Annotated in this window: 12 protein-coding genes; 4 read left to right on the forward strand and 8 right to left on the reverse strand. The window is 61.3% G+C overall.

What is annotated here, in order from left to right; translation table 11 throughout:
• Positions 1 to 66: 66 nt before the first annotated feature.
• The 4 genes from hutU to L6R21_09520 all read left to right on the forward strand — a co-directional run bounded on the left by hutU (position 67) and on the right by L6R21_09520 (position 5,446).
• Positions 67 to 1,731 carry a urocanate hydratase gene (hutU, locus tag L6R21_09505; protein MCK6559422.1) on the forward strand — a complete coding sequence of 555 codons (1,665 nt, stop codon included), beginning with the start codon at positions 67 to 69 and terminating at the stop codon, positions 1,729 to 1,731.
• Positions 1,728 to 3,005, forward strand: coding sequence for an imidazolonepropionase (gene hutI, locus L6R21_09510; protein ID MCK6559423.1), 1,278 nt, complete (start codon positions 1,728 to 1,730; stop codon positions 3,003 to 3,005). The genes hutU and hutI overlap by 4 nt, the downstream gene beginning before the upstream one ends.
• Before the next feature lie 27 nt (positions 3,006 to 3,032).
• Entirely contained in the window at positions 3,033 to 4,160 is a 1,128-nt protein-coding gene (locus tag L6R21_09515; protein MCK6559424.1) for a DNRLRE domain-containing protein, read from the forward strand.
• Between the two features lie 65 nt (positions 4,161 to 4,225).
• Positions 4,226 to 5,446, forward strand: coding sequence for a hypothetical protein (locus L6R21_09520; GenBank protein MCK6559425.1), 1,221 nt, complete (start codon positions 4,226 to 4,228; stop codon positions 5,444 to 5,446).
• A 128-nt stretch (positions 5,447 to 5,574) separates the two neighbouring features.
• Here L6R21_09520 and L6R21_09525 read toward each other — a convergent pair whose 3' ends face one another.
• The 8 genes from L6R21_09525 to L6R21_09560 form a co-directional block, all read right to left on the reverse strand.
• Positions 5,575 to 6,267 carry a class I SAM-dependent methyltransferase gene (locus L6R21_09525; GenBank protein MCK6559426.1) on the reverse strand — a complete coding sequence of 231 codons (693 nt, stop codon included), beginning with the start codon at positions 6,265 to 6,267 and terminating at the stop codon, positions 5,575 to 5,577.
• Positions 6,260 to 7,561, reverse strand: coding sequence for a polysaccharide biosynthesis C-terminal domain-containing protein (locus L6R21_09530; protein MCK6559427.1), 1,302 nt, complete (start codon positions 7,559 to 7,561; stop codon positions 6,260 to 6,262). Before L6R21_09530 ends, L6R21_09525 begins: the two co-directional genes overlap by 8 nt.
• Complete coding sequence (locus L6R21_09535; GenBank protein MCK6559428.1) at positions 7,558 to 8,796, reverse strand: O-antigen ligase family protein; 1,239 nt, start codon at positions 8,794 to 8,796, stop codon at positions 7,558 to 7,560. Before L6R21_09535 ends, L6R21_09530 begins: the two co-directional genes overlap by 4 nt.
• A 213-nt stretch (positions 8,797 to 9,009) precedes the next feature.
• Positions 9,010 to 10,086 (reverse strand): hypothetical protein, encoded by a 1,077-nt coding sequence (locus L6R21_09540; protein ID MCK6559429.1) that lies wholly within the window; start codon positions 10,084 to 10,086, stop codon positions 9,010 to 9,012.
• Entirely contained in the window at positions 10,052 to 10,705 is a 654-nt protein-coding gene (locus L6R21_09545) for a sigma-70 family RNA polymerase sigma factor (GenBank protein MCK6559430.1), read from the reverse strand. Before L6R21_09545 ends, L6R21_09540 begins: the two co-directional genes overlap by 35 nt.
• Before the next feature lie 368 nt (positions 10,706 to 11,073).
• A complete protein-coding gene (locus L6R21_09550) occupies positions 11,074 to 14,976 on the reverse strand; it encodes a hypothetical protein (protein MCK6559431.1) in 3,903 nt (1,300 codons plus the stop codon).
• 63 nt (positions 14,977 to 15,039) lie between these two features.
• On the reverse strand, positions 15,040 to 15,504 hold the full coding sequence (locus L6R21_09555) for a MerR family transcriptional regulator (GenBank protein ID MCK6559432.1): 465 nt from the start codon (positions 15,502 to 15,504) through the stop codon (positions 15,040 to 15,042).
• A 13-nt stretch (positions 15,505 to 15,517) separates the two neighbouring features.
• Positions 15,518 to 16,435 (reverse strand): GMP synthase, encoded by a 918-nt coding sequence (locus L6R21_09560; protein MCK6559433.1) that lies wholly within the window; start codon positions 16,433 to 16,435, stop codon positions 15,518 to 15,520.
• Positions 16,436 to 16,503 lie beyond the last annotated feature (68 nt).

Genomic DNA, 16,503 nt, shown 5'->3' on the forward strand with positions numbered 1-16,503 from the left:
GTTGCCCATTCGGTAAGGTCACACCTGGCGTTTTCGTTTCCGACGATTTCGGTCCGGAGAGGTGAAATGGCCACCGCCACAGCACGTCAGATTCGGGCGCCGCGCGGCACCACCCTTTCCTGCAAGGGCTGGGTGCAGGAAGCGGCATTGCGCATGTTGATGAACAATCTCGATCCCGAGGTCGCTGAGATTCCGGAAGCGTTGGTGGTTTACGGCGGCCGCGGCAAGGCGGCGCGCAACTGGGAATGCTTCGACGCCATTGTGCGCTGCCTGCGCGCGCTGGAGTCCGATGAAACCCTGCTGGTGCAATCCGGCAAGCCGGTGGGCGTGTTTCGCACGCATGCGGAGGCGCCGCGCGTGTTGATCGCCAACTCGCTGCTGGTGCCGGCGTGGGCCAATGCCGCCTACTTTCGCGAGCTGGAAGATCGCGGCCTGATCATGTACGGCCAGATGACCGCCGGAAGCTGGATCTACATCGGCACCCAGGGCATTTTGCAGGGAACCTACGAAACATTTGCCGCGGCCGCGGCCAAACATTTCGGCGGCTCGCTTGCCGGACGGCTGGTGGTCACCGGCGGCATGGGCGGCATGGGCGGCGCGCAACCGCTGGCCGCCACCATGAACGGCGCCGCCTGCCTGGTGGTCGAGGTCGACCGCCAGCGCGTGGAACGCCGGATTCAGCAGCGCTACTGCGACCGGCTCGCCGAGAATCTCGATGAGGCGCTGGCCATGTTGCACGCTGCGCAGAAGAACAAGCAGCCGCTTTCCGTCGGCCTGGTGGGCAACTGCGCCGAGGTTTTGCCGGAGCTGGTGCGCCGCGATCTCGTGCCCGATATCCTCACCGATCAAACCTCCGCGCATGACGAGTTGAACGGCTATGTGCCGCACGGCATTCCCTATGCCGAAGCGTTGGCCTTGCGCGCCAGCCATCCCGCAGAATATATCAAACGCGCCTACGCCTCGATGGCGGTGCATGTGCGCGCCATGCTGGAACTGCAAAAGCGCGGCGCCGTCACGTTCGATTATGGCAACAATCTCCGCGCGCAAGCGCACCGTGCCGGCGTGAGCAATGCCTTCGACTTTCCCGGCTTTGTGCCCGCCTACGTGCGGCCGCTCTTTTGTGAAGGCAAAGGCCCGTTCCGCTGGGCCGCGCTGTCAGGCGATCCGCAGGACATCGCGGTGACGGATGAGTTGGTGCTGCAGTTGTTTCCCGCCAATCAGGCGCTGCGCCGGTGGATTGAGATGGCGCGCGCGCGTGTGGCCTTTCAGGGATTGCCGGCGCGCATTTGCTGGCTCGGCCTCGGCGAACGCGCCCGTTTTGGCCTGGCGCTCAACGAGCTGGTCGCTGCCGGCAAAATCAAAGCACCGGTCGTAATCGGCCGCGACCATCTTGATTGTGGCTCAGTGGCCTCGCCCAATCGCGAAACCGAAGCGATGCGCGACGGCTCGGATGCCATCGCCGACTGGCCGATTCTCAACGCCCTGCTTAACACCGCTTCCGGCGCCTCCTGGGTTTCGGTGCATCACGGCGGCGGGGTGGGCATCGGTTATTCGATTCACGCCGGACAAGTCATCGTCGCCGACGGCACGCCCGAAGCGGCGCGCCGCCTCGAGCGCGTGCTGACCAATGACCCGGGCATCGGCGTGGCGCGCCACGCGGACGCCGGCTACGAGCTGGCCCAGCAGGTGGCGCGCCAACGCGACGTCAAGATTCCAATGCTGCCTTCATGACGGCACTTCTTATTCACAATGCCCGTCTCGCCACGCCGATCACCGCCGAGGGCGAGACCCCGGATTGGACGGTGCGCGAAATTTTTCCCGCCGCGCTTTATTGTGAGAATCGGCGCATCGAGCGCATCGGCGAAGAGGAAGCCGTGCTGCAGGATTTGCCCGCCTGCGACGAGCTGGATGCCGAGGGCCGGCTGTTGACGCCCGGTCTGGTCGATTGCCACACCCATCCGGTCTTTTTCAATCACCGCGCGCATGAATTCGTGCAACGCACGCAAGGCGCCACTTATCAGCAAATCGCGGCGGCGGGCGGCGGCATTCGCTACAGCGTGCGTGATTTGCGCGCCGCCACCGAAGAAGATTTGCTGCAGCGCGTGCTGCACCGCCTCGATGTTTTTCTGGAACACGGCACCACCACCATCGAAGCGAAGAGCGGTTACGGCCTGAGCCTGGAACATGAGTTGTTGTCGTTGCGGGTGCTGCAGCGCGCCGCCGCCAAACATCCGGTGGAGATCGTGCCGACTTTTCTCGGCGCGCACGAAGTGCCGGACGAATACCGCAGCCAGCGCGGCCAGTACGTGGACTTGATCATTCACGAGATGATGCCCGCGGTCGCAGCGCAGGCGCTGGCGCGTTTCGCCGACGTATTCTGTGAGAGCCATGTGTTCAATGAGGTCGAGGCCCGCCAGGTGCTGCAGGCGGCGGTTGCGCACGGTTTGCGTCCGAAGATTCACGCCGATCAGTTGACCGAAAGCGGCGGTGCGCGTGTGGCGATTGCCACCGGCGCAGTTTCCGCCGATCATCTCGAACATACGCCGGCGGAGTTGCATGAGCCGCTGCGCCAAGCCGGCGTCGTGCCCGTGCTTCTGCCCGGGGCGGATTTTTTCCTGGGTGCGAAGAAGTACGCCGATGCCCGCGCAATGATCGCCGCGGGTCTGCCGGTGGCGATCTCGACCGACTTCAATCCCGGCTCGTGCATGACCGAAAGCTTGCCGATGATCATGACGCTCGCGTGCCTTGCTCTTCGCCTGACGCCGGCAGAAGCGCTGGTGGCCGCGACGCTGCACGCGGCCCATGCCATCGCGCAGGGGAACCAAATCGGCTCCCTTGAAGTTGGCAAGCAGGCCGATGCGGTTTTGTGGGAAGCGGATTCGATAAACGAGATTCCCTATCACTTCGGCGTCAATCTGGCCTGCACGGTTGTCAAGAAAGGCCGCGTGGTTTTCACGCGCCATGCCTCACACCGGACTTTGTATGAGACCTTCCTTCACTCCTGAGTGCCACATATGAGTTTTCAGCCCAAGATGAGAAAGTGGTTGCCGATCGCGCTGGCTTTGGCCACCTCGGCTTGCACCAACGACTCCCCGCTCGCCATTGATTCCGACCTGCTGCTGCCCGGACAGCGTGGCCAGGCCGCGCTGCAACTGGGACCGGTGGCGGCCACACTCGACAGTTCCGCCGCGCGCACCATTCCGATTGCCGCCGGTTACGTGCTCGCCGCCAATCTCGATGAGATTGAAAGCCATGCGCTCGTGCGATTCGACAGCTTGATCGCGCTGAAGAATCCGATCACCAAAGCAGTGCTCAACGTGACCGTCTCGCGCACAGCCAACGATATCAACACCACCTACGCGCTCCTGCAGGCGCACGTGGTGCGGGCTGCCTGGGACCCGGCGACCGTGCAGTGGGAAGACATGGCCTCCGGCCAGTATGATCCCCAGCCGTTGAGCACCAGTTTGGGATCCCGCGGCGCAACTTTATACTCCTTCACGCTGGACACCAGCGTAGTCAACGCCTGGCGCCGCAAGGCCCTGCCCAACTACGGCTTGTTGCTCGATGTGCTGCCGGTGGGCGTGGGCATGGAGATCAGCAAATTCACCATGCAGCTCGAAGTGAGCAACACGCCGGCGTCCGTGAACCAGACCGCCACGCACGCAGCCTTTGTGGCGCGTCGCCTCCCCGGCGCGGAGCTCCTCCCGGGGCCGGTTTACGTCGGCCACTATGTCGGCAAGAATGAGAAGTATCAAGCCTCGTTGTTTTTCGATTTGGATTCGATTCCCAAGGGTGCCACCATCAGCCGCGCGGTGTTTCGCGCCCAGATCGACACGACGCTTTCCCAGTTTGCGCACGGCCCGGTGAACCTGGAATTGCTGCTGCTCACCGATCAACAACCGGATCCTGTCAAAGCGCTGGCCGACACGCTCGGCCCTTTTCGCCGGTTCACCGTGACGGCAGCCAGCCGGCAGGTGGAATCGGTGATCACGGACTTGGTACAATACGCAATCAACAACTCGCAATTCTACGGGCTGGCGGTGCGTGCCTCCGGCACCCTGCTCGATCGCAGCCGCATTGCCTTCTACTCGCGCGAGACGGATCTGGCGCGCGCGCCCCGCTTGCTGGTTCACTACACTTTGCCGCCGGCAGGACGATGAGTTGCCCGGTTGTTCTCCGGCATTCACCAGCCCTCGGCAGTTAACCAACTTCTATTTTTGTCACCATGATGAAGCGTGCCCGCAATCGTGTTCTGCTCTTGATGATGCTCTTGGCGGTATTGCCCGAGTTGCTCGCCGCCCAGTCGATTTATTCGCGCCGCGGCCTCGGCTTGATCCGCTACCGGGACGATGCGAAAGCCGTCAGCATGGGAGGCGTGAGTCTGGCAATCGCGGACAGTGTGTCGATCTATTTTTTGAATCCCGCGAACATGGCCAGCGTGACCACCACGCACATTCAAGGCGGTTTTCTTTACGATCGTACGAGCTTTTCCAGCCAGGGCAACAACCTGAGCTTTCAAGACGCCAATGTCAGCAGTGTCGGCCTGTTGCTGCCGCTCAAACGCGGCTACACCCTCGCCTTTGGTCTGCAGCCCTATAGCCGGGTCGAGTATTCCTTCAGCGGCAAGGGCGCCACGGATTCGACGCAATATGACGAATCGCTGGTGGGATCAGGCGGGCTGGACAATATCTACATTGCGCTGAGCGGAACCATCGGACGTGTACGCCTGGGCGTGGCCAGTGATTTCTATTTCGGTTTGATCGAGCGGACGTGGGAGGTGCGTTACGACAATGCGCTGTATCGCGACACCAAAGATGCAATCTCGATCAAGTTGCGCGGATTCGGCGTGCATGGCGGCGCGCAGACTCAGGTGGGCAATTGGGAAGTGGGAGCGGCGTTCAGTCTGCCGGTGCAGCTCAGCAGTGAAATCAGCCATTATCCCGAATTCGATGACAGGCTCATTTTGTTTTCGCGCGATATCGAGTTGCCGGCGTGGTTCGGCGCCGGCATGGGCTATCACCCCAATCAACACTGGCTGCTGGCCGCGCAATGGCGGCGGCAGCAATGGGGCTCGATCAATGCTGACAAGCTGCTCGACGCCCAGGGGGTGAACGTCAATCAAATCGGCGTGGGTGTGGAAGCCGTGCCCAGCCGCGATCCGCTCGATGGTTTCTTCAAGCGGCTGCAATATCGCGCCGGTTTCACCCGCAGTGACCTGCCCTATCGCGAACCTGCCGGCCTCAATAATCTCCGAAAGCTGTCGGAATGGACCGTGACTGGTGGCCTGGGCTTGCCGTTCAATCGCGGCCTCAGCCGTATCGATTTTGCCTTCGAATTCGGCGCGCGCGGCGCAGAGGCGGCGAGTTTGACCAAGGAGAAGATCTTCCGTTTTTCCGCTGCAGTCAGCGGCAGCGAACGTTGGTTCCAGCGCCGCCGCCGGAATTGATGCGGTTCGGCTGACCGGCGCTTCTTGAAATCGCAAGGCCAAATCAGGCAACCCTGGTTTGGCCTTTTGCATTGTGGAGGAGGGCATTCCCTCCGCCTCAGCGCGTGCCCGCCAATGCTCTCTCCGTGTCAGGCTTGGCTTTCTCTGCCCGCCAAGCGCAAATGAAAAACAAAATTAAAGGCAAACAAGGACGGTGCGATCGCCCGCAGCCATTGTTTGAGCGTGCGCCAGCTCGCCTCTTGTGGGGTGGGCGTCTCCACCTTTTCGACGCGGAATCCGGCAGCTTTGAACATGGCGGCGGCGGTGTGCAACGTGAAAAAGCGGAGGTGCGTGCGATCGAGCGTACCCATGTCCGTGTACTCGAACCGGCCGCGCAGAAATTCCAGGCGCATGCGCCAGTAAACGATGTTGGGAAGCGAAACCAGCGCCAGACCCTCGGGCGCCAGCAGGTGCCGGATACGCTGCAGCGTTTTCTCCGGCTGGCGCAGATGCTCCAAAATATCCGCCATCAAAGCGACTTGATAGGGGCCCTGCAGGGAGGAGAAACTGGCCTCCTCTTCCGCCGAGCCGACGATGAGCCGGTGGCAAAAGGGCGCGGCTTTCTGCGCATCCATCTCGTTCAACTCGATGGCATCGACCTGGCAGCCGCGCTCAGCCAGGGCGCGTGTCATGTAACCGGAGGCCGGTCCCAGCTCGAGCACGCGGCAGTTGGGCGGTATCTGTTGCAGCAGATAGCGATGGGTTTCCGAGAAGCCTTCCTCTTGCACCGCCTGGTCGTAAACCGAGGAGACTGCTGCCGGAGTCGAAGCATGATCAATCATTTCGTGTTAGTGAGAGTCTGAGGTTCTTGATGATGTGAAGATCGTCGCGCCGCGGCACGATCATCTCCGGCAGCGAGGCGCCGCTCAGACGTTGATAGGCGCGCAGCAAATAGATCGTAGCCAGACTGTAAGAGAGCGAGCTGGCCAGCGCTGCGCCCAGAATGCCGAAGCGTGGGATCGCGTAGAGATTGATGCCGAGATTCGAAACAAAGGCCAGGGCCAACGCATAGTTGTTTTCCCAGGGATGGCCGCGGCCGACGAGATGGCTGGTGAGCAGATTGCTGATTGCATACATCACGACGCCCGGCAACAGTAGCCACAGAGCCGGCACCGCCGGCGCAAATGCCGGTCCGAAAATCAGCGTCACGATGGGATGAGCCAGCAGACCCAACAGCAGCGCCGCCAGCAGCGAGAGCCAAAATGTGAAACGGCAAACGCGCGACGTGAGCTGTCGCGCCTCGAGTTCGGAGAGCCGGGAGGCTTGCGGCAGCAGCACCACGGACAGGGTCTGTGGCACGAACCAAAGCATTTCCGCCACCGCCGCTGCAGTCGAATAATAACCCACTGCTGCCGCGTCGAGCAAGGAATTGCAGAGAATGAAATCGAGGCGCCAGCTCAGCAGATAGAGCACGATGCCGAGGTAGGTCTTGAGTCCGTAACGCAGCGTCTCACGAAACAATTTGGGATGCCAGCCCAGGCCAAAGCGCGCGCGCCGAAAAACCAGCCAACAAGTCTGCAGAGCCACGAGCACATTCACCGCGCTCCACCACCGCATGGCGTTGGTCACCTCCAGACTTTGCGCCCACGCCAACAGCAGAAAACCGAACAGCAAGAGCACTTGTCGGCCGAGATTGGGCAGGTTGTAGCCGGGAATATCGTCGTCCGCCAGCGCGAGATAGTTGAAGATCAAAAACAGAATGTAGAACGGAAAAGTCCAGGCCGCGAGCGCGGTCAGCGGCGGCGCGATGCCTTTGAACAGCAACGCATCTGCCCACGGTCGCAGCAGCCAGTAAAGCCCGATTGCCACTGCGCCGGAGACCAGCGAGAAGGCAAGCGCGTTTTCAGCAGCCGGGCCCAGCTCCGCCCGTGCCTGCCCGATCAGAAATATGTTCGCATTAGTGAGGCCGAGACTGAACACTTGCGCCACTAGCATGGGCATGAGCGTCAGCACGGCATAGGCACCTTTGCCCTCCGGACCCAGAAAGCGGGCGGTTAAAGCAGAGAGGAGGAAGCCGAGGAGGACGATGGCGATGCGGCTCGCCAGCGTGAGCGAACTCTTGCGCAGAAAGCTCATGCTGCGGCCGATTCACTGCCGGAGGGCGAAGCGTGAGCAGGCTCCACCTGCCCCAGGCCAAAGCCGATGAGAAACCAAAACATGGTGACCACCTCGGCGTCTCCGAAAGTCCAATCGAAAAGGCCGGAAACCAGAAAGCCGATCATGGCCGCGCGCACGCCGCGCATCAAAGGTTTCGCCTCCGGGTTTCCTTGAGCCAGCACCCAGCCGAGGCGACGCCAGACCTGCACCATCAACCAGCCAAAAGCGAGCAATCCCACCGCGCCCACGCTGACGAGTAGCGTGAAGTAGGTGCTGTGATAATGGCCGATATGAAAGACATCAAAGGCGATGCCTTCATTCATGTTGGTGCCGGGCGGCGCATAGCTGCGCGTCAGCGCGGCCAGGTCGCGCCAGCCCACGCCGAACAGCGGATGGTCGGCGAAAATCTGCAGCGCGTATTGCCACTGCACCAGTCGCACCTGCGTGGTGGTGACGTTGGGATCAAAGATGCTCAGTATTCTTTGCTGCAGCGCCGCGGGCGAAAATAGAAAGGCCAGCACCAGCACCACTGCCGCAATGGGCAGGGCGCGCCGCCATTGCCGGGCAAGCAGGTAGAACACGCCGGCCGCGTAGCCCACATAAGCGCCCCGCACCATGCTGAACAACAGCGCCGGCAATTGCGGCAGCAGCGCGAGCAACGCCAGCGCGCGTTCGCGTTTGGCCGGCGCGGCAAGGGCGACTTGCGTCGCGATCAACGCAAACATGGTCGCGAGCGCGCCCCACGTCATGGTGGTCGATTGCGTCCCCATGACTTTGACGTGCGCACCGAGCAGGAAACGCAGCAGGCCGTAGCCGGCGGTTCCGGCTGCCACCGCCAGAAAGGTCCAGAGCAGCGGTTTGCGCCAGTGGGGATGATTGCGCAAGGCATAAGCGACACCGTAAGCACCCAGCACGGTGAGCAGATGCCGCAGGTTGCGCAGACTCTCGAACGGTGCCTGAGAGAGGAGCGTGGCAATCAGGCAGGCGAGGGTGAAGGCGAGCAGCGGCCATTCAAAACCGAGTGCGAGTGCCGCCCAATTGCCGTGCGCGCGTGTTCGGACAAGCTGCACGAGAAAAGTGAGCGTCAGCAATCCCAGACTGAGATGGGCGCCGGCAATGGAAAAATTCACGAACGCAGCCAGGGCGAACAGAGCAAAAGTCTGGAGCAAGAGCAGCCATTGGTCGAAGCGCGATTCCGGGGCAGGCACAGCCATTCAGGTGGTTCCTTGCAGTGCATGATTCGGGGGAAAGCAGACTGCGCCGGCGCAGTTGGTTGCGTTGGCGCTGCCCAATATAGCGAAAACCAGGGCGGGATTCAAAAGCAAATCTTGTGAGGCAGGGCAAGGGGGTGGCTTCACTTCATGCGGCAGTGTGCGAAAACGGGAGTAACAGGAGAGTTGGCGGCTGCCGGAGCAGCAGGGCTTGGTTCATTTGCTCTCCAGATTCAACACTTGGTCCAGTTCATCCTTTATTTGTTTTGCCCGTTCCCTGCGATAATTGTCATGCGTTGCCGTTGCCGACAAATGCTCACTCGCTCGGACGGGATCATGCAGGATCAAATACCCTTTGGCGAGATAGTAATGCATCAGGTAGTAGGTCTGTATCCTGCTCAATGCCGTGTCGGTGGCGGCCAGTGCAACAACCGGCTCGCTCCGCGCGAGGGCAGCGGCAACGGTGTCGGTGTCGTAGCGGGGCACCAGGGGATTCCAGGCAGAATGATGCGCGAGTTTCAGGCTGGCAAACAGATCATAGAAACGCGCCCGCAGCAGCAAGTATCCGGTGGGATTTCTTTGCGCGATAAACTCCTGCGCGGAGGCTTGCGCTTGCAGGAAGTGCTGTGCCATCAAGTCTTGCTCGATTTCTCTGAACCACACGGCTTCTGATTTCGCGCTGGCGGAGGCGCTGCGCTCGGCGAAAGTGGCAAAATCCTCGTTCTCGAGAGAACCCAGCCGATCAAACGGTGATTGCCGAATTTGCCGCACGCCAAGACTGCCGAAATAGAACACGGACAAACAGGCTGCCAGCAGGAGGGAGGCGATCATGGGTTGCGATTTGCCGTCCCAGCGGGGGAAAAGGCGGCGAAGGGAAGCTGCCGGTCGCGCCGGTTGAGGTTCAAGTTGCGCCCGGTTGAGCACGTCTACGGCGACTTGCTCAGCCGCGTCACTCGCTTGCCGGTAGTAGGACAGGCGTTTGCGGCACAGGCTGCATTCCTGCAAATGAACAAACACCTCGCGCGCGGTGCCCTCCGGCGTAAAGGTCTCGCCACTGTGTTCAGCCTGTTTTTTCTCGGAGAGATATTGCAGGATTGCGTCCGCGTCGGGATGGGTGGCCTGCAGGTGAGGGCTGACCAATTTTCTTAATTGAGAAGATTCGCGAATGAGCTGCTGGCAGCTTTGACAATGCTGAAAATGCTGGTGGGCTTTTTGCAGGAGTGCTTCCGGAATAGGCTCGTCCAGGCGCAGGGCTCGCCTAACGCTTTTGTGCTCGATGTGCGTCAAGTCCATGGTGACGATCCTCCCCATGTTTTGGATTCATCAGGCTAACCAAATTTTTTTTTGCGCGAAAGTAGAGCAAACGAACGGTGTCGACGGATTTGTTCAACTGCCGCGCGATTTCATCATATTCCATGCCATCCAGCAGGCGCATGGCAAGCACCACGCGCTGTTCCGGCTGCAGACGCTGGATAAGCAATTCGACCTCCAATCTGGCTTCGATGCGTGAAGACTCCGGCTCCGCCTGCAGAGAATCCGGTACTTCTGTTCCGGGCTTTTCGAGCATGGCCTCGATCGAATCGACGGCCTCGCGATAACGCTTTCGCATGAACGCCGCTCGGCAACTCGCGCAAACGGCCCCCAGCCACCCGGGAAGATACCGTATGTTGTGCACCTGGCTCAGGAAGGCGGTCGCCACCTCTTGCGCGAAATCCTCGGCCGTGACTCTGGACGGCATACGGTCGCGCCGCACGAATTCGTGAGCACACTCGCGCACGAACCCGCACAGTTTGTCAAGCGCTGCAGAATCGCCGGATTTGGCCTCGCTTAAGATTGACGCCCAGTCGTGATTTTCCTGCCCTCCCCTGCTACCGCCGGCCGGCTTCTGCTTATCGTTGTTTTCGCCGGGCATGGGTACTCTCGGTTTGAGTGACGACAAGCGAAGTTTCAGGTGCTCACGGCACCGCAGCGGCAACCAGGGTCAAACCGCTTTCTTTCGCAAGAGCTTTAAAATTGCAGTTGAACATAGTTTTCGAATTTGCCAATTGCAAGCGAAAAATGCCCCCATAACGCTTCGCCGGGAATCTCCCACCCACGGCCATCTCACGCCGTTGGCAACCGTGCCAATACGAGCTTGCTTCTGGCGTCTCCGCTGTCTCGTGGCAGAGACTGACATGCACGGCAGCTAATCCCTCCGCAAGTTCGGCATTGTTGACCGCCGCTGCGGCATCTTTGCCGTCGTGGCACGAGTTACGCCGGGCCGGCCGAATACTGCATGTCTCACGGCTGTCGCTGCGCTTGCCAAAGCTGATAGCGGCCGAGATACTCCCGCCGAAAATCATCGATGGTGGCCGCCAGACTGGTGCGGCGGCTCCCTCCGGCATTTTTCCAAACTAACTCGACTCGCCGGGCATGCGGTGAAAGCGCGATGAGATCTGCCTGCGGGGTGGCCGTCTGCCGGTCGACCAAAACACTCACCACCTCGGCGAATTCGGGAACATGAAACCAAACGTAACGCGGAACCACCTGCCATTGTTGATCGAAGTCGATCACCAGCCGGTCTGGCTGCGTGGTGACGGTGATTGAAACCCGTCCGAATTTTGTGCTGGCATTGGTCAGGGTGATTTTGCCGCCGGGCTTCATCCAGGCCGGCGAGGCCGCCGGGAACAGATGCAAATCGCGGCTCTCCTCGCGCAGCAGCATGTTGCGCACCAGGGCGATCAGTTGCGCGCCCAGAACCTGGTCGGGCAGATTCATCTCGCGTTCCTCCCGGTCTCCCCACGGCGGCATTTGTGTTCCGATGATTTGATGGCCGGCACTGGTGTGGAGAAGCACAGCGTACAGGTCTTGTACCGCCGCTGCTGACTCCTTGCGGAGCAGGGCAGTCCCCGCCAGCAGCAAGGTCGTGTAAGGATCCAGCCCGCCATCTTCCGGCCGCACATACAAGCCCTCTTCAAAACTGCCGCGCAGCGTGCGAATGGCGGCGGTGACCTTGTCATCGCGAAGGTCCAACACCTGTGTCACCACCATGGCCACCAGGAGTTCACGAGCCTCTGCGGCTGTCATGCTCGTGCCCAATCCCGTGGTGCCAACCGAAGATGATCGACTGGAGAATCTCTGCCGCAGCATGGTCTGTAACGCCGCGTGTTGCTGCAGGTATCTCTCCGCCTCTGCCGGTGCCTCGCTCAACCTTGCGATCTGCGCGGCATTCTCCAGGGCACACACTCGCCAAGTCAGCGATTCAGCCTGCGCCTGGTCCGGTTCGTTTGTCAGCATGCCCTGCGCCGCCTGGAGGAAAGTCCGGCCGGTCGCAGAGTTGTTGGTGAATTCGAGATGTTGCCGTATCGCCCGGCTGAGATGGGCAATGGCTTCCCAGGCGGCAACAGAAGTTGAATCGGCGGGCATGCCGTTCGCCGCCAATCGCCGCGAGATCCCCAGGAGCATTCTTTCAGCCAGAGCATGATGACCCATCAAATCAAACGAGGCGGCGGCCTCTGCCGCCTGGCCGAAGTGAGAAGGATCGAGGCGCGCGGGTTCACCGAACCGGATGGCATTGAAGATGAGATGCGCCCGCACTGCCTGCCCGATCTTTGCTTCCGGAAAGTCGAAGCGCGTGCCAGCTTCCAGAAATTGTTGCCACTGCGCGGCGGTTTGTGTCGCAGCGAGTTGTGCGTCGGGCGGCGCGCTGCTCACCGGCGCAGTCGAAGGCCTCGCCGGAATCAGCAGCGCCAGCCGGCGCGACTCACCGGCCGCCAAAGTGAAACTGTAGGAAACCAAACCGGCCAACTCATTCGGGGCAAGCCTCACGCGCGCCGGCAGTTCGATGCGCGCCGGTGGCGTTTCGGGCAGAATGCAAATGACTTCATTCCCGCGCAGCAGTTGCCGGCCGGCTACGCGATATTGCCACTCCGGCTGGAATGGCATCACGCTCGGCAGGCGCACGCCCTCCCCGCGAAACCGCACGCCCACGCCGAACGGCGCAGCCCGCGGGCCCTCGCCGGTGTTGGTGATCTCGACTTGCACATAATGCAGCGCTTCGCTGGAGGAATCGGCCGGCGAGGTGGTGAAAGTTCTGAAGCGGTAACGCAAGCCGTCACGACTCGCGCCGAAGCTCACGATGGGCAGATAATCATCTTGGAGAGTTTTGCTGCGGCAGGTGAGCGGCTGCAAATCCGCGCCGCCGAAAAACATGAATTCCGCTGCGCCGGTGTAGAGAAACCCCTCCGCCGTGACTTGTGCCGTTGCCGTGGCGTTGCGCGCACCAAGCAAGGCCCACGGCCGGCGCAAATACTCAAATGGCTCGGATTCATCCAGGCTCGGCTCCATCATGGCGGCCGGCCGGCGCTGCACGGCCGCGCTCTGCAAATTGCCAATGACAACCGGCCCACGCAAGGCCGCCGGCAAGGTGCCGCGGCCATCAACGCGAATCACCAGGCTGTTTTGCTGCTCGAAGCGAATCGCAGTGGTGAGATCCAGAACCGGCGGTTTCTCCGCTGCAGCCCTGCCGTTTGAATCCGCGGCAAACAGGGACTTGTTGTTGAGCCATACCTGGCAGGCACCGTCAACCTCTCCCAGGCTCAACCATACTTTTTCTCCGCGCCAACTGCGGTCGAGAGTGAACTGGTGGCGAAACCACGAAACGCCCTCATAGCCGGCAAGGTTTGCCTCCTGCCACGCATCACCCAGGCGCACCTTGGGCCAGAGTTGTTCATGAATCCGGCCCTCGCCCCAGCGCGTGGGGCTGCCCTGCAGCCAGGGGTCAATCTTGAACGACCAGTTCTCCGCGGCGAGCAGCAGTGCTTTGGCGCGTTTCATGTGAAAGCCTTCGATGTGGAAACGCACCGACTCGCCCGGTGGCAGCAGCACCCGGCCGGACCAGCTCGGCGGCCAAATGCGCGGCAAATCCTGCTCATCGAGCGCGAAGATTTGATTGATGGCGGTCAGCATCACGCCGCCGCCCGCCGGATCAGCGACGAAGTCAAGCCAGAGCAGATCTTCCGCGGTGGTGCCGTCTGGCAGGGGCAGGGCGGTTTGCCGTGCATACGGCGCAGCAGAAGTGATGAGGAGTTGCGGCGACCACAAGTGGGAGGCATACTCGCCTGCCGCGGTGCGATATTTGGCAATGAAGAAACCGCCGCTCTCGCGGTTCGGTTGCAGCGGTTGTGCCCGGAATTCCACGAAGAGGTAGCGGCGCAAATCCGCGATCGGCTCTTCCGGGGAAGTTGCCAGCCATTGGTGTTGTTCGCGCCGCGCCTCGGCCGCGCTCACTTGCCAGGTCCAGGGCTGGGTCAAGAGCAGGCGCTCGCGCGCTTCGTTTTCCGGTAATTCGAGCCGGGGCGGCAGGGCGAAGCGCAGCCGGCTGGCAAGCGTGTCGGAGAGCATGTTGTTGCGCGTGACCACCTGCATCGTGGGCTGGCTGTTTTCGAGTCCACCGCGGAATTCGATGGTTTTGTGATCGCGGCCTTGATAAAACGCGTTCTTGCGTTCGCCATTGGGTTCAAGTTCAACGCGGTAGGCCCATTCAATATCCGCGTATCGCCCCCAGCGATGCACGAGGCCAAGCGGCGGCGTGCCGCCATCTTCATTGCTGTAGACGACGGTGTAAGTGAGCTGCTGCGGCCGCCGCGCCGCATCGTACTTGGCGGTGTAGGCGAGCAGGAGCGGCACATCGGTGCGGCGGCCATCGCGCCGGCCGAAGAGCAGAGGCGCATGCGCGAGAATGGCATAGTTGGGATGATTTTCCTCATAGAGGTCGAGCCGGACATTGACCATCTTCAGCTCGCGTTGGCGTTCGATCTCCGAGGAATCGGCGCGCAGCAGTTCCAGCGTATGGTTGCCGGCGAAGAGATAGCCGAGGTGCACTTCATAGTAATGAAAAGCGCGCCCCCGGAAGGTCACGATATGGGAACGCAGCTTGCCGTCCACTGCCACACCCAGCACCAAGCCGGGCACCGCCGGGTCTTCCCAACTGGTTTCGGAGTAGAGCTGCAACGAAGCAATCACCTGCGCCGGCCTCTTCAAGATGTAGTCGCTGCTCCAGCCTTCGCTGATGAGCACCGTGCGGCTGTTCAATTTCAGCGTCGTGGAGGCGCTGCCCAAGCCCTGCGGCCGGGCGGCGCCGGGCAGGAAGAGGGAGAAGCCGACCAAGAATGCCAGCGTCCAATGCTGCGTGCTTTTTCTCATACTCCGCTCCCGCCTGGATGAAAGAGTGATCGGAAAATGTGGGAATCCTGTATGCCGTCTTGATCAATCCGGTATGTGTTCGGATGGTGATGGCGATGCTGGTGAGGGCAGATCACGGCCGGTGGCTGCCGGCGTGGTGGCGGATGCCGCGCCCCCACCGGTTGCGGCCGCGGGCTTGGGCGGCAGCAGTTTCAGCAGGTTCTCCAGCTCTTTTTTGATTTCGAAGATTGCATCTTCACTACGCAGGTCGTCGAAGGAGAGTGACAACTGCGGGCTGGTTTGCCGCATGGCTTTCAAGCGTTGCCGCGCGCCGGCGATGGTGTATTTCTCGCGGTAGAGCAATTTTTTGATGAGGAAGATGAGCTTGATGTCGTCCAGGCAATAAGCCCGGCTGCCGGTGCGATTCTTCCTGGGACGCAACTCGGGAAATTCCGTCTCCCAATAGCGCAGGACGTAGGCCTGCAGCGAGGTGATGCGGCTCACTTCGCGGATGGAGTAGTGGGTCTTTTTTGCCTTGCGTGCGCTCATTTGCTAAGCAGCGCTAGTTCAATGACTGGCCGGAAAACTCGGGCCGCAGTTTGGCGATGGCCTCCTGCAAAAACCCGGGGATGATGGCCCGGCGCGTGGCGGCGAGGCAATCCGGATCCTGCAGCCGGCGCATCAACTCGGCGTATTTTTTTTCGCCATGCTTGGCGATGATGTCCTGCTTGCGCTCCGGCTTGACGGCATGCACCAGCATGCTGCGCGGGTCAGCCTCCGGATGAAACTGCACGCCGATGATTTCCGGAGAGACGCGGATGGCGGTGATCGAGCGCTCCAGCGGAATATGCGGCCGGATCTTTTCGAGCGAGAGAATCTCCGCGCCCAGGGCTTGCAGGGTCTGGGTGTTGGGCTCGACCACCTGCCAATCGCGGAAATCCGCGGCGTAGAACGGATTCTCCAGGCCGGCGTAGAGACGCTCGCGCTCGCCGGCAGGCGTTTTGTGAATCGGCATGATGCCGAACGATTTCGAGCCCCGTTTGGTGACTTCAGCCAGCTTGAAGAAACGACACATCATTTGAAAAGAATGGCAGATGGCAAAGACATACTTGCGGGCCTGCGCGCGTGTTGCCCGCTGATTGTGCCGCCAAACCGCCTCCCACCATTTGAAATAGCGGCGTTCCCACACCTTGCCGTCGCCGTCAAACGGGCTGCCCGGCCCACCGGTGGAGACAAAGATATCGAAATCCAGCGAACAAATCTCCGCCTTGTAGCGCGTTGCAAAGACCTCGAAGGCAACCGGCTGCGCCCAGTATTTGCCGTCACTCTCCGCAAGCAGTTCTTTGATGCAGCGCATGCCCTCGTTGGGCAGGTTGTCGTAAAGATCGAGTATGGCGACGCGAATGGGCGCGACGGTGGCCGGCGGCCGTGGCGCGGCGGGCCGGCGATGAGTTTTTCTTGCGATGGTTGAGGTTGGCATGCGAGCCATCGAATGTCGGTCACGGGATGATTGCTTGCGAGCGAAGGCTTCGCCGGTGAAGCCGCCCG

The sequence above is a fragment of the bacterium genome, from assembly GCA_023150945.1.
Lineage (GTDB): Bacteria > Zhuqueibacterota > Zhuqueibacteria > Zhuqueibacterales > Zhuqueibacteraceae > Coneutiohabitans.

Excerpts from the sequence above, each read along its gene's own strand:
- L6R21_09515 (MCK6559424.1), top strand. The coding sequence starts at position 3,033 with ATGAGAAAGTGGTTGCCGATCGCGCTGGCTTTGGCCACCTCGGCTTGC.
- L6R21_09525 (MCK6559426.1), bottom strand. The coding sequence starts at position 6,267 with ATGATTGATCATGCTTCGACTCCGGCAGCAGTCTCCTCGGTTTACGAC.
- L6R21_09520 (MCK6559425.1), top strand. The coding sequence starts at position 4,226 with ATGATGAAGCGTGCCCGCAATCGTGTTCTGCTCTTGATGATGCTCTTG.
- L6R21_09555 (MCK6559432.1), bottom strand. The coding sequence starts at position 15,504 with ATGAGCGCACGCAAGGCAAAAAAGACCCACTACTCCATCCGCGAAGTG.
- hutU (MCK6559422.1), top strand. The coding sequence starts at position 67 with ATGGCCACCGCCACAGCACGTCAGATTCGGGCGCCGCGCGGCACCACC.
- L6R21_09540 (MCK6559429.1), bottom strand. The coding sequence starts at position 10,086 with ATGGACTTGACGCACATCGAGCACAAAAGCGTTAGGCGAGCCCTGCGC.
- L6R21_09550 (MCK6559431.1), bottom strand. The coding sequence starts at position 14,976 with ATGAGAAAAAGCACGCAGCATTGGACGCTGGCATTCTTGGTCGGCTTC.
- L6R21_09530 (MCK6559427.1), bottom strand. The coding sequence starts at position 7,561 with ATGAGCTTTCTGCGCAAGAGTTCGCTCACGCTGGCGAGCCGCATCGCC.
- L6R21_09535 (MCK6559428.1), bottom strand. The coding sequence starts at position 8,796 with ATGGCTGTGCCTGCCCCGGAATCGCGCTTCGACCAATGGCTGCTCTTG.
- hutI (MCK6559423.1), top strand. The coding sequence starts at position 1,728 with ATGACGGCACTTCTTATTCACAATGCCCGTCTCGCCACGCCGATCACC.
- L6R21_09560 (MCK6559433.1), bottom strand. The coding sequence starts at position 16,435 with ATGCCAACCTCAACCATCGCAAGAAAAACTCATCGCCGGCCCGCCGCG.
- L6R21_09545 (MCK6559430.1), bottom strand. The coding sequence starts at position 10,705 with ATGCCCGGCGAAAACAACGATAAGCAGAAGCCGGCCGGCGGTAGCAGG.